The sequence below is a fragment of the Pelagovum sp. HNIBRBA483 genome, from assembly GCF_040931995.1.
Lineage (GTDB): Bacteria > Pseudomonadota > Alphaproteobacteria > Rhodobacterales > Rhodobacteraceae > JAEPMR01.
Genome location: NZ_CP162412.1, coordinates 1,168,738 through 1,181,513 on the forward strand (window position 1 = coordinate 1,168,738; position 12,776 = coordinate 1,181,513).

Genomic DNA, 12,776 nt, shown 5'->3' on the forward strand with positions numbered 1-12,776 from the left:
CATGTACGAACAATTTGGATGTTTCATTGATGGTGCGTGGTGTGCTGGCGGTGCCCGCCTCGATGTGTTTTCGCCTGTTACAGAAAAGCTGCTCGGTACCGTGGCCGCGGCAAGCGTTGAGGACACTGAGGCGGCGCTTGATGCGGCAGCGAAAGCTCAAGCGCAGTTGCAGGCAATGGGTGGCTTCGGCAGAGCTGACGCGCTGCACAAGATCGCCGATGCCATGATCGCCCGCGCTGATGAAGCGCAGCGCATGATCTCGACCGAGACAGGTAAGCCGCTGGTGCAATCCGGCAGGGAATGGGGCCTCGCTTGCGACCAGTTCAGATGGTACGCCGAAGAGGCGCGCCGGATTTATGGTCGAGTGGTCGATAGCCGCGTTCCGGGTGGTCGCTTTGAAATTTCCCGAGAACCTGTTGGTGTCGTCGGTGCCTTTACCGCTTGGAACTTCCCCGCCGCCCTCCCAGCCCGCAAGCTGGCGCCCGCGCTCGCCGCGGGCTGCCCGGTGGTTCTGCGTCCTTCCTCGCAGACCCCGGGCGTGGCGATGATTATCGTGGACTGCATAAAAGCTGGTGGCTTGCCTGATGGAGCTGTCAACCTCGTGGCGGGGTCGACGGCTGCGACCTACGGGACAATCATGGCTGATCCCCGAGTCCGAAAGGTTTCACTGACCGGATCGACGCGCGTGGGGCAGCAAATGATCCGCGACGCGGCCGACACGGTGAAGAAAGTGTCGATGGAACTTGGGGGTAACGCGCCGTGCATACTATATGATGATGCTGATTTGGAGGTCGCGCTGGACGTAATCGTCGCTACAAAATTTGCCAATTGCGGCCAAGTGTGTGTCACGCCTGATCGCTTCTTTGTGCACGCATCCTTGCATGATGCATTTGTTGCGGGTTTCACCGACCGCGCCAAGAAAATCAAGCTGGGCGACGGGCTCGACGACAGTGTTGGCATGGGGCCATTGATTAACGAAGGGCGTCTCTCTGAGATTGATTCAATCGTACAGGGTGCGGTTAGAAGCGGGGCCACCGTCGCGACGGGCGGCCAGCGTGCGGCTGGCTTCAACGAAGGACATTTCTATGAACCGACCGTTCTGACGGGGGTTACAGATGATATGGAAGTCTTTTCCGAGGAGAATTTTGGACCAATTGCGGCGATCACGACCTTTACAGACGATGACGATGTCTTGGCGAGGGCAAACGCATGCAACATGGGGCTTTCGGCTTATGCCTTTACGACCTCACCCGAGCGCGCGCGCCGGACGATTTCGACGCTAAAGGCGGGCATGGTCGGCATAAATTCATTTGCTTTGGCAGCCAGTGAGGCGCCGTTCGGCGGCACAAACTTCTCTGGCATGGGGCGTGAAGGCGGGCTTGAGGGTATTGAGGATTATCTTGATACGAAACTCGCCCAGATCGTTTTCTGATGAATTTGGGGGACTTGAAATGATCGAGAACAAGGTCAAAAGGCTCTGGGCTGAGGGTAAGCCGGTACTCCATGGGTGGTTGTCTGTTGGCAATGCCTTCACAGCAGAAATTATGGCCGCGCAGGGGTATGACGCGATATCTGTTGATTGGCAGCATGGCGCTCTGGACTATTCGGACCTGTTGCCAATGTTTCAGGCGATGCGGGCCAGCGGCACGACAATCGGGGCGCGCGTGCCGTGGTTGGATCCTGCCGCGATCATGAAGGCACTTGATGCCGGCGCCATGCAAATCATTTGCCCGATGATCAATTCGCCTGAACAGGCTGCGGAGTTCGTCGGCTATTTGCGTTATCCGCCTCATGGACAGCGCAGTTTCGGTCCTACACGGGCAGCATTTGCGCAAGGGGCGAACATCCATGCCGAGGCCAATGATCAGATCATCGGCTGGGCAATGGTCGAAACCAAGGAAGCGATGGCAAATCTGGATGCGATCGCTGCGACCCCGGGGCTGGACGGAATTTACGTTGGGCCTGCGGATTTGACGTTTTCCCTCTGCGATGGGCGATATCCGCCCGGCTTTGACCGCGAGGAGCCAGAAATGATCGCGGCGTTACAGACCATTGTGCGAACCTGTCATAAGCATGGGATCAAGGCCGCGCTTCATTGTGGGACAGCCAACTATGCTGCCCGCGCGAGTGGTTGGGGCTACGACATGACAACGGTATCCGGCGACTCGCGGCTGCTTGCCGCGGCTGCTGCGGAATCGGTTGCGGGCTTCAGGAGCGCGGTTTCTGGCATCAAAACGAAACCTTCGGACGCGAAGGGGGGATATTGATGCCCAGAGTTATTGTCGCTGGTAAACTCCACCCCTCGGGCAAAGCGCTGCTGAATGCGCAGCCGGATATTGATGTTCACTTCATAGATGAAATCAGCGAGGAAAGTTACGCGCCCTTCATCCACGATGCAGATGCATTGCTCTTGCGGACACAGCCGTTGACGGCTGCGACGGTGGCAATGGCTAAGCGGCTAAAGATCGTTTCGCGCCATGGCGTTGGATATGACGCTGTCGACGTCGGGGCATTGAGCGCGCGCGGGATTGCGCTGGCCGTGTGCGGGGATGTCAATTCATACTCGGTTGCCGAGCATGCGTGTATGATGATCCTCGCGGCGTCAAAACGTGCTGTACGCGGGGACAACTCGGTGCGCCATGGGCCGTGGGAGTGGCGCAATTCATTGCAAAGCCAGGACCTTCGTGGCCGGAATCTGCTTGTGCTTGGCTATGGCAGGATTGGCAGGCACACTGCAGAGATGATGAGCGGCTTTAAGATGAATGTCAGGGCGTTTGACCCGTACCTTCTTGCTCAGGGCTGGCCCGCTGGGGCGATCGAGCCCGTCGCTGATATTTCTTCCGGTTTGGCTTGGGCGGATATCATAACCATTAGCGCGCCTAAGTCGGACAAACCGTTGATCGGCTCCGCAGAATTTGATGCGATGAAAGACGGTGTGGTGATTGTGAACACCTCGCGTGGCGGTATCGTTGATGAGGTGGCGTTGGTGGCGGCGCTCGAATCCGGCAAAGTCGGTGCGGCGGGACTGGATGTCTTCGAGGAGGAACCAGTGCGTGATGACAATCCGCTCAAGAGGTTCGATCAGGTTGTGCTCTCGCCTCATATCGCTGGTGTTACCGAAGGTGCTGCCGAGCGCATGGCGCTGGGTGCGGCTCAGAACATCATCGATCATCTGAACAACGAAATAGACACCTCATTGGTGGTTAATCGAGACGATATTTTACATGCACTCAAAGTCTAAGCTCCGCGTCGGCATGGTCGGCACAGGTTTTATGGGAAAGGCGCATGCCTTCGGCTTCTCTGCTGCGCAGAAAGTCTTTGATCTGCCCTTTGAGATCATCCTTGAAATGGTCGCGGATGTAACCGTCGAAGCGGCGCAAAGAGCAGCGCGTGCCTATGGGTTCAACCAGTTCACCGCGAACTGGCGTGACATCATCGAGAGCAGGGAGATTGACGTTGTATCAATCACCGCGCCAAACGCCTTGCACAAGGAAATTGCTCTGGCTGCGATTGCCGCAGGGAAGCATGTTTATTGCGAAAAACCATTGGCGCCTTTGGTTGCGGACGCATTGGAGATGACCGAAGCGGCCGAGGCGGCTGGCGTCAAGACGCAGGTGGGATTCAACTATCTGTGTAACCCGATGATGCAGTTGGCCCGCGCGATGATCGCTGAAGGTGAGCTCGGTGAGATCCGTAGCTACCGTGGAATCCATGCAGAGGACTACATGGCCGATGCGGCGTCCCCCTATACATTCCGTCATGACCCCGCCGGGGGCGGGGCGCTGGCCGACCTCGGTAGCCATGCGTTGGCGACCGCAGAATTCCTCCTTGGGCCAATTGGTGATGTTCTTGGAGATTGCCATACAGTCATCGGCGAGCGCAGTGATGCCAGTGGGACGAAGCGACGGGTCGAGGTGGATGATGTCGGGCGAGCGTTCCTGCGATTTGAGAATGGTGCGAACGGTACGATCGAAGGCAACTGGATCGCGACCGGCCGAAAAATGCAGCATGATTTCGAGGTATATGGGACCAAGGGAGCGCTGGTTTACACAGGCGAGCGGCTTAATGAACTGCTCTTTTATGAAACTGGGGCAAAGACTGGCAGACAGGGGTTCCGCAGGATTGAAGCTGGGCCGGACCATCCGCCTTATGGTCAGTTCATCGTCGCGCCAGGGCACCAGATTGGGTTTAACGATCTGAAAACAATAGAAGTTGCGGAATATATCCGCGCGATTGGTGGGCAAACTCCGGAGCCTTTCAACTTTCGTGATGGATTGCGAATCCAGACTTTGGTCGAGTCGATTCATGCTTCGTCCCGCGAGAGAAGCTGGCGGAGCACGCCGTTCACCTAAACGGGCATCGTTTCAACCACATCAGATGTTTGACGACCGTGCTCTCTTGAGGCGCGCGGGGTAGGGTATTCGGGTTTTTGCAACAACTATTGCAAAAAAATAAATTTGACAAATTTTGCTTTATGGGAAAAGCTAGGACCGAGGCGGCCCGTTTGTGCGACCGTCTTGGAAAACATTGGGAGGAAACCAAGTGAAAAAAACTATTCTGCTCGCATCAATGGCAGCAGCCATGATTGCAACCGATGCAGTCGCACAAGACCTGACGGTTTGTGTAAGCTGGTCGAATTTCCGTGAGGAACGCTGGAAGACGGATGAAGCTGCAATCGTGGGCGCTCTTGAAGCCGCTGGTGCAAAATACGTTTCGGCTGATGCGCAGACCTCTGCGACAAAGCAGCTGGCGGATATCGAAGGCATGATCACCCAAGGATGCTCCTCGATTATCATTCTTGCACAGGACTCCGCGTCGATCGGACCGGCTTTGAACGCTGCCGAAGACGCTGGTGTGCCGGTCGTTGGATATGACCGCATGATCGACGACCCGCGTGCCTTCTACCTGACCTTTGACAATGTGGAAGTTGGCCGGATGCAGGCGCGTGCGGTCTTGGAAGCGCAGCCGACTGGCCGGTATGTCATGATCAAGGGTTCGCCGGTTGATCCGAACGCAGACTTCCTGCGTGGCGGTCAGCAAGAAGTGCTGCAAGAAGCGCTGGACTCCGGTGCGATCGAAATCGTGGGCGAAGCCTACACTGACGATTGGCAGCCTGCAAACGCGCAGCGCAACATGGAGCAAATCCTGACACAGACCGACAATGGCGTTGACGCTGTTGTGGCCTCGAATGACGGAACCGCAGGTGGTGTTGTTGCTGCCCTGACGGCGCAAGGCATGGCGGGTATCCCGGTTTCTGGCCAGGATGGTGACATGGCTGCACTGAATCGCGTGGCGCTGGGCACTCAGACGGTTTCCGTCTGGAAAGACAGCCGCGCACTGGGCCGCAAAGCAGGCGAGATCGCTGTAGCATTGGCAACCGGTACTGCAATGGCTGATGTTGAGGGCGCTGCCACCTTTACGTCCCCGAGCGGCAAAGAGCTGACCTCGGTCCTGCTCGCACCGCAGCCGATCACGCAGGACAAGCTGGATATCGTTCTGGACGCTGGCTGGATCTCGAAAGAGACACTCTGTGCAGGCGTGACGGGACTGGCTGTTTGCGAATAATGGCCGCTTGAAAAACGAGTGCGACGGTCGGATCATATCTGATCGTCGCACCCAACTTTTGAAGAGCCGACGGTTGCTTGGGAGGGCACACTAAATGAGTGACAGAGACGCCGCGTCAGGAGCGCCAACTCCGAAACGTAATATTTTTGAAACCTTGGAACTGGATGTGAGGTTGTTGGGAATGTTGGTGGCGTTTTTTGCCATCACATTGGTTTTCACAATCTGGACAGGTGGAACGTTCATTCAGCCCAGAAACGTGTTCAACATCACGGTTCAGACGGTACCCGTAGCGATCATGGCATGCGGCATGGTCTTCGTGATTGTCTCGCGCCACATCGACCTCTCTGTTGGCTCCATGTTGGCAATGTGTTCTGCTGTCATGGCTATGATGCAGGCATACTGGCTGCCGTCACTTTTCGGATTGGAATATGGCAGCCCCCTGATCCTTTTGCTGACAATCGTAATCGGGTTTGCTGCTGGTACAGCGATGGGGGCAGCTTCGGGTTGGTTGATTGGATACCAAGCGATCCCGTCATTCATCGTCACTCTTGGCGGACTGTTTATTTGGCGTAACGTCAACTGGTTCACGACCAATGGTCAATCTGTTTCCCTGACTGACCCAAATCTGCTGATGTTCGGCGGCACCGAAGGCGTTCTTGGGGCTCAATGGAGCTACGCTGTCGGGATAGGGGCGTCGATCGCTGCTGTCGCAGTGTTGTTGTCAGCCCGCCGCAATAAGGTCCGCCATGGTTTCATGGTGAAACCGGTTTGGGCAGAAGGCGTGATGATGGCACTCATAGTCGGTTCGATTATGTTGTTCGTTGGGTGGCTCTCTCGGTACCCGATACCCGCAGGCAAATTGCGCCGCATGTTCGAGGCGCGCGGAGAGGTGGTGCCAGAAGGCTATACCGCGATGCATGGTCTGCCGATTTCGGTTTTGATTTTGATCCTCGTCGCGGTGGGGATGACCGTGATCGCGCTCAAGACGCGCTTTGGTCGCTATATCTTTGCAACGGGGGGCAATCCGGATGCGGCTGAACTTTCCGGTATCAACACGAAATTTCTGACGGTGAAGGTTTTTGCGCTGATGGGCTTTCTCTGCGCCGTCGCCGCGCTGATCGCGCAAGCACGACTGCAAAGCCACGGCAACGATATCGGCATGCTTGAAGAACTGCGGGTTATTGCGGCCGCCGTCATTGGCGGAACCGCGCTGGCTGGAGGTGTCGGGACGATTTACGGTGCCGTGCTCGGCGCGCTGATCATGCAGTCTCTGCAATCGGGCATGGCGATGGTCGGTGTCGATACGCCGTTCCAGAATATCGTGGTTGGCCTTGTCCTGATCATCGCTGTCTGGGTTGATATCATTTATCGTAAACGTGTGGGGATCGCAAAATGACCAACGAAGCAAAAACGCCACTTGTTGAGATGCGCGATATCTCTATCGCTTTCGGAGGTATTAAGGCGGTGGATCATGTCTCCATTGACCTTCACCCCGGGGAGGTTGTTGGATTGCTTGGGCACAACGGTGCTGGCAAATCGACGCTTATTAAGTGCCTCTCCGGTGCATACCAAAGAGATAGCGGTGATATCTTCATCGACGGAAAGAAGGTTCAGATCGATAATCCGCGCGACGCGCGTGCGCATAATATCGAGACGATTTATCAGACCCTTGCGCTCGCGGACAACCTTGACGCTGCTTCCAATCTCTTTCTGGGCCGCGAACTGATGCGGAACGGGTTGGTCGATGATGCGAAGATGGAAGCTGAAACGCGGAAGATCATGGGAAGGCTGAACCCGAACTTCAAGAAGTTCAACGTTCCTGTAAGTGCATTGTCTGGTGGACAGCGGCAATCCGTTGCGATTGCCCGGGCCGTGTACTTCAATGCAAGAATTCTCATCATGGATGAGCCGACTGCGGCGCTTGGACCGCATGAAACTCAAATGGTGGCTGAGTTGATCGCAGAGCTGAAGGCCCATGGCATTGGTATTTTCCTGATCGAGCATGACGTTCATAACGTGATGAAGCTATGCGACCGAGCGAGCGTTATGAAGAATGGCGAGCTTGTGGGAACCGTCAATGTCGCCGACGTGACGGATGACGACATCCTCGGAATGATCATTCTTGGTAAGAAGCCGGCGCATTTGGCTGCGTGAGGTCCTGCTGTGCGCGCGCCGTCAAGGCAGGTAAACAAACGTACCGTCGATACAAAACACCCCAAGCGCGGTAAGACAGGGGCCTTTCTGCTATGCGCGCTTGGGGTATGTTTTGCCAGTCATGCCAATTTTGCTTTGGCCGACGTGGCTTTTGTCGATCGTTCTGCGGCACTTCCGGCCGAGCATGTCTATGATGGTGGCTGGAACTTCTTCGTCGGCGGTGGTCTCGCTGTTTTTGACTGCAACGGCGACCGCCTGCCGGACGTGTTTGCCGCAGGTGGCAGTAACCCGGCGCGGTTGTTGATCAATGCATCGGAGCGCGGCGGTGATATCGGCTTCGAACTTGGCGCGCTGCCGGTGATAACAAGCGTTACCGGAGCTTATCCTCTCGATGTCGATAGCGACGGGGTGCTTGACTTGGTTGTGCTGCGCCACGGTGAAAATATTCTCCTACAGGGGTATGGGGAGTGCCGTTTTGCGGAAGCACCGCCAGCTTGGAACTTTCAGGGCGGCAATGAATGGACCACTTCTTTTACAGCCACTTTTGAAAGAGGGCAGGGGTGGCCGACGCTGGCGTTCGGAAATTACGTTGATGAAACGAACCCGGAAGGTCCGTTTGCGGCGTGTGATGCAAACTATTTGATGCGCCCTAATGGGCGGTCATTTGCCAAACGCAGGGCTTTGGAACCCGGTTATTGCGCGCTGTCGATGCTCATATCGGATTGGAAACGCAACGGTCAGCCTGACCTTAGAATATCGAATGACCGGCAATATTATGTGCGGGAAGGTCGTGAGCAGATGTGGAGCCTTGACCCGCTGAGAGAATATTCCGCAGCAGATGGTTGGCCCGAGCTGAAAATTTGGGGAATGGGGATCGCAAGCCGCGATTTGACAGGCGATGGGCTTCCTGAGGTTGTCCTGACCTCTATGGGCGATCAGCAAATCCAATTAAACCAAGGTAACGGCATCATGACTGCCGCGCCTTACACGATTGGTACTTATGCCACGACACCCTATGTCGGCGACGATGGGCGCCCCTCTACGGGTTGGCATGCCGCGTTCGGTGATTTCGACAATGATGGCCGCGATGATCTGTTCATTGCGAAAGGGAATGTCGATCAAATGCCTTCCAACGCTATTCATGATCCGAACAACCTCTTGATGCAGAACACTGACGGGACCTTCACGGAATGGGGCGAAATAACCGGTATTGGGACGACTGAGCGTGCGCGGGGCGCGTCGTTGGTGGACCTCAACAATGATGGCTTGCTCGATATTTTAGTGATCAACCGTCGGGCCCCGATGGAGGTATGGCAAAACCGTTCGGTGAATACTGGAAACTGGATCACGCTCGATTTGGTGCAAAAAGGTGCCAATTCTGACGCGATAGGGGCCTTTGTCGAGCTGAGACTGCCGGACGGGCGCATCTTGACCCGTGAAAGGACGATTGGGGGTGGCCATGCGTCGGGGACCGTTGGGCCGCTGCACTTTGGCTTGGGGGCGGCTGAGGCCGCGTCTATGCGGGTTATCTGGCCGGACGGCGAGGAAACGGAGTGGGCGGAGATCGGCTTGAACACTGCCTGGACGGTCACACGAGACGTCGGCGCAGCGCCGGTACTCAGGGAGGAATGAGATAATGCGTTTCTTACCGTTGATCTTGCTTTGTTTGCCGACGGCGATTTACGCACAAGCCTTGCCAGAGCCTCTGACCGACGCTGACTTTCCCAAGGCGAATATGGAAGAGATTGCGCTCGGGCAACTTCTGTTCTGGGACGCTGAACTGTCGGGAAATCGCAACATCTCATGTGCGAGTTGTCATCACCCGCGGTTTGGTACTTCGGACGGGTTGTCGCTGGGCATTGGGGAAGGAGGTCTCGGTTTGGGGCCGGATCGACGCCCAAATCCGGACAACCCTCCGGAGCAACGTATCCCGCGTAATGCGCCGGCCCTTTGGAATGTAGGCGCGGCTGGGTTTACCGTGCTTTTTGCCGATGGTCGGATCGAAGTAGATCACAACCGGCCAACTGGGTTCAGAACCCCGCTTGAGGATGAGATGGTGCAAGGTTTTAACTCGCTCCTTTCAGCGCAGACCATGTTCCCTGTATTGTCGCAAGATGAGATGGCAGGCCATTACAGCGAGAATGAGATCGCAGCGCTGGTGCGCACTGGACGCCTTACTGGAAGTGACGGTGCGTGGGCGGCTATAGCGGCGCGAATTGACGCCATCCAAGAATATCAGGCGCGTTTCCGCCAAGCCTATGCAGAAATTTCTGGTGGGCGAGAGATCAATTTCACCGATATTTCGAATGCAATTGCCGCCTATATGGCATTTGATTTTCGATCAGACACTTCGCCATTCGATGCATTTCTGCGCGGCGAAGATAGCCTCGATGCTGATGCGCGTGCAGGGCTTGAACTGTTTTATGGGGATGCCGGTTGTAGCACTTGCCACAGTGGGCCGTTGCTGAGTGATATGTCTTTCCATGCAATGGGAGATGTTCAGATCGGACCGGGCAAGGCGGAGCGTTTCGAGACGCACCAACGCGATACCGGACGCATGCGCGTTACCAACAGGGCAGAGGACGCCTATGCTTTTCGGACGCCTTCGTTGCGAAATGTTACGCTGACGGCGCCCTATGGGCATTCAGGCGCCTTCGCCGATTTGGAAGCGTATTTGCGCTCACACATCGCGCGGGGAGGCCAGATCGCTGACTATGACACGACCGAGGCCATTTTGCCGGAGATGACCCTTTCCAAACCGGATTTGGCACCCGATGCGGCCGGAGCGGATTTTGCTGGCATCTACGCGGCGGCGCAATCAATGCCCGCACAGGAAGTTGAACTAGAGGACCGCGAAATCAAACAATTGATGGCATTTCTGAAGTCTCTTGAAGACCCCATAGCGCGAAGTGGTGGGCGCTTGGGGATCCCTGAAAAAGTCCCTTCGGGATTGCCGGTTGAGCGCTGAGTAGATCGCTTTTGACTCTTTCTAATTATTGCAACGATTGTTGCAGGTTCAATCCATTCGATCTAATGTCATGTGTCGGTTTGTGATCTGGGTGGGGCGCTGTTGATGAGGAGAAGAGCATGGTAACGCAGGACGGATCGCCACCGGCGGACTATGAAGAACTCATCCGGTTGATCCACGACCGCTTCGAGCAGATGAGCAAAACGTATCAAAAAATTGCCGAGTATCTGACCCAGAACCCCAATGAAGTTGCGGTCCAGTCGGTGAACGCGATTGCAGCGCATTGCGATATTCATGCATCCAGTTTTGTCCGGTTCGCGCAGTCGTTGGGTTATAGCGGCTTCAAGGATTTGCAATCACTGTTTCAGCGGCGACTTTCTACCGCGGCGCCCGGTTTTGAAGCGCGAAAGAAAGCTTTGGAGGGCGAACTCTCGAGGCGGGAGGACCGCTCGGAATACGGTTTTTTGCGCGATCTGGTGGTGAGGGATATCGCTTCATTGCAAGACCTGCTGGAAAAAATGGATGCTGGTGACATTGCCCGTGCCGCGGAAATGATCGAAAGAGCCGGTACGGTTTATCTGGTTGGTCAATTGCGATCCGAGCCGGTGGTGAGCCTGTTGCGCTATATTCTTGCGATGCTTGGGCGGCCATGTGTGCTTCTTGATGCGAGCGGTGGGCTGGCGACCCATATGGCGCGTAACATGAAGCCTGACGATGTCTTGATTGCGGTATCCTTCAGGTTCTACGCCACAGAGGTGGTGAATATCGTCGAGGAATGCGCAAAACTAAATGTGCCAATCATCGCAATCTCTGACAGCACTTTATCACCACTGAAGAAGCCATCTGCGGTGCTCTTTGCGGTGCCAGAGCATGACTATACGTTTTCACGCTCGCTTGCTGCACCGATGTGTTTGGCGCAGGCTTTAATGGTCGCTGTCGCGGCGCGGGTTCAGCAGAATTCAAACGATCCGCGGATACCGACAGTCACCGCGCAATAGGCGCGCCATTTCTATCAAAACTCGGCATTTTCGCGAACAGGTTGACAGTGTATGAGCTGATCAAGGTGGGCAGTTCTTTGCTCCAAATGTCGTGTGGCTCTCGTTTGAGTGCATCTGTCGCGATTACCCGCGGCGTTTTTCAATCGCTTCAGACAAAACTCCCATCAGTTCAAACAGGAGGGAAGCCCCGAGCCAAGCCGTGCCGCCTGTTGGGTCGAACGGCGGCGACACTTCCACGAGATCAGCGCCTACCAAATTCACGCCGCGCAGTTGGCGAATAACCTGCTGCGCTTGATAGCTGTTCGGGCCACCAATTTCTGGTGTGCCGGTCCCCGGTGCGTAGGTTGGGTCGATAAAATCAATATCAAAAGTGCAGTAGCTTGGCCTTTTGCCCAAAATTTCCCTCACCTCCGCCATGACGTGACTGGTGCCCCGCTCGTAGAGTTCTTCGATCCTGATGATGCGGATGCCCTGTTCCAGTCCCCACTCAACATCGGTCGTGTCATAAGCGGTTCCTCTGATGCCAACCTGAACGAAGCGCTTCGGGTCAACGAGTCCTTCTTCGACAGCGCGGCGGAAGGGCGTGCCGTGGGTATATTTGCTTCCGCCAAAATAGGAGTCGAACAGGTCGGTATGGCTGTCGAATTGCACCAATCCAAGCGGCTCCTCCTTACCCAGTGCGCGGAGAACAGGTAGAGAAACCAAGTGATCTCCTCCGACCGTCAATGGACAAATACTTTGGGCCTTCATCGCTGCAAGGAATGTTTCGACGCGAGTGAGCGTGTCCATGATGTCTACGGGGTTCGGCGCGACATCGCCAAGGTCCGCACAGTTTACCTTCGCGAAGGGGGCAATTCCCGTGACTGGGTTCATCGCGCGGATCATCGTTGACGCATCCCGCAATTGCCGAGGGCCGTGGCGGGCGCCCGCGCGGTTTGTTGTGCCGCCGTCCCAAGGGACGCCGATGAGCCCTAACTCAACATCATTGTAACGTTCATTACCGGGCGTGAGATGCGGCAGTCGCATGAAGGTGGGGACGCCAGCAAAGCGGGCCAATTCCATCGCGGAAACGGGTTGAAAGAACGGGTCAA

11 protein-coding genes are annotated in these 12,776 nt (G+C 56.0%); 10 read left to right on the forward strand and 1 reads right to left on the reverse strand.

Annotated elements, in window-relative coordinates:
- Position 1 precedes the first annotated feature (1 nt).
- From AB1E42_RS05770 to AB1E42_RS05815, 10 genes are all read left to right on the forward strand, one after another.
- Complete coding sequence (locus tag AB1E42_RS05770) at positions 2–1,432, forward strand: NAD-dependent succinate-semialdehyde dehydrogenase (RefSeq protein ID WP_368346037.1); 1,431 nt, start codon at positions 2–4, stop codon at positions 1,430–1,432.
- A gap of 19 nt (positions 1,433–1,451) precedes the next feature.
- Entirely contained in the window at positions 1,452–2,267 is an 816-nt protein-coding gene (locus tag AB1E42_RS05775) for an HpcH/HpaI aldolase/citrate lyase family protein (RefSeq protein WP_368346038.1), read from the forward strand.
- Positions 2,267–3,241, forward strand: a complete 975-nt coding sequence (locus tag AB1E42_RS05780) for a hydroxyacid dehydrogenase (RefSeq protein ID WP_368346039.1) — start codon at positions 2,267–2,269, stop codon at positions 3,239–3,241. The genes AB1E42_RS05775 and AB1E42_RS05780 overlap by 1 nt, the downstream gene beginning before the upstream one ends.
- Positions 3,225–4,352: a Gfo/Idh/MocA family protein gene (locus tag AB1E42_RS05785; protein ID WP_368346040.1), complete on the forward strand. Its 1,128-nt coding sequence runs from the start codon at positions 3,225–3,227 to the stop codon at positions 4,350–4,352. The genes AB1E42_RS05780 and AB1E42_RS05785 overlap by 17 nt, the downstream gene beginning before the upstream one ends.
- 217 nt (positions 4,353–4,569) lie before the next feature.
- The gene (gene xylF / locus AB1E42_RS05790; RefSeq protein WP_368346379.1) at positions 4,570–5,565 is read left to right on the forward strand and encodes a D-xylose ABC transporter substrate-binding protein; all 996 of its coding nucleotides are present in this window, start codon (positions 4,570–4,572) and stop codon (positions 5,563–5,565) included.
- Between the two features lie 94 nt (positions 5,566–5,659).
- The gene (locus AB1E42_RS05795) at positions 5,660–6,961 is read left to right on the forward strand and encodes a sugar ABC transporter permease (RefSeq protein WP_368346041.1); all 1,302 of its coding nucleotides are present in this window, start codon (positions 5,660–5,662) and stop codon (positions 6,959–6,961) included.
- Positions 6,958–7,719, forward strand: a complete 762-nt coding sequence (locus tag AB1E42_RS05800; RefSeq protein ID WP_368346042.1) for an ATP-binding cassette domain-containing protein — start codon at positions 6,958–6,960, stop codon at positions 7,717–7,719. Before AB1E42_RS05795 ends, AB1E42_RS05800 begins: the two co-directional genes overlap by 4 nt.
- Positions 7,720–7,728: 9 nt before the next feature.
- Positions 7,729–9,351 (forward strand): CRTAC1 family protein, encoded by a 1,623-nt coding sequence (locus AB1E42_RS05805; protein ID WP_368346043.1) that lies wholly within the window; start codon positions 7,729–7,731, stop codon positions 9,349–9,351.
- A gap of 4 nt (positions 9,352–9,355) precedes the next feature.
- Positions 9,356–10,687 (forward strand): cytochrome-c peroxidase, encoded by a 1,332-nt coding sequence (locus AB1E42_RS05810; protein WP_368346044.1) that lies wholly within the window; start codon positions 9,356–9,358, stop codon positions 10,685–10,687.
- Positions 10,688–10,806: 119 nt separating this feature from the next.
- The gene (locus AB1E42_RS05815) at positions 10,807–11,685 is read left to right on the forward strand and encodes a MurR/RpiR family transcriptional regulator (RefSeq protein ID WP_368346045.1); all 879 of its coding nucleotides are present in this window, start codon (positions 10,807–10,809) and stop codon (positions 11,683–11,685) included.
- Between the two features lie 123 nt (positions 11,686–11,808).
- Here AB1E42_RS05815 and speB read toward each other — a convergent pair whose 3' ends face one another.
- Positions 11,809–12,747: an agmatinase gene (speB, locus tag AB1E42_RS05820; protein WP_368346380.1), complete on the reverse strand. Its 939-nt coding sequence runs from the start codon at positions 12,745–12,747 to the stop codon at positions 11,809–11,811.
- Between the last annotated feature and the right edge of the window lie 29 nt (positions 12,748–12,776).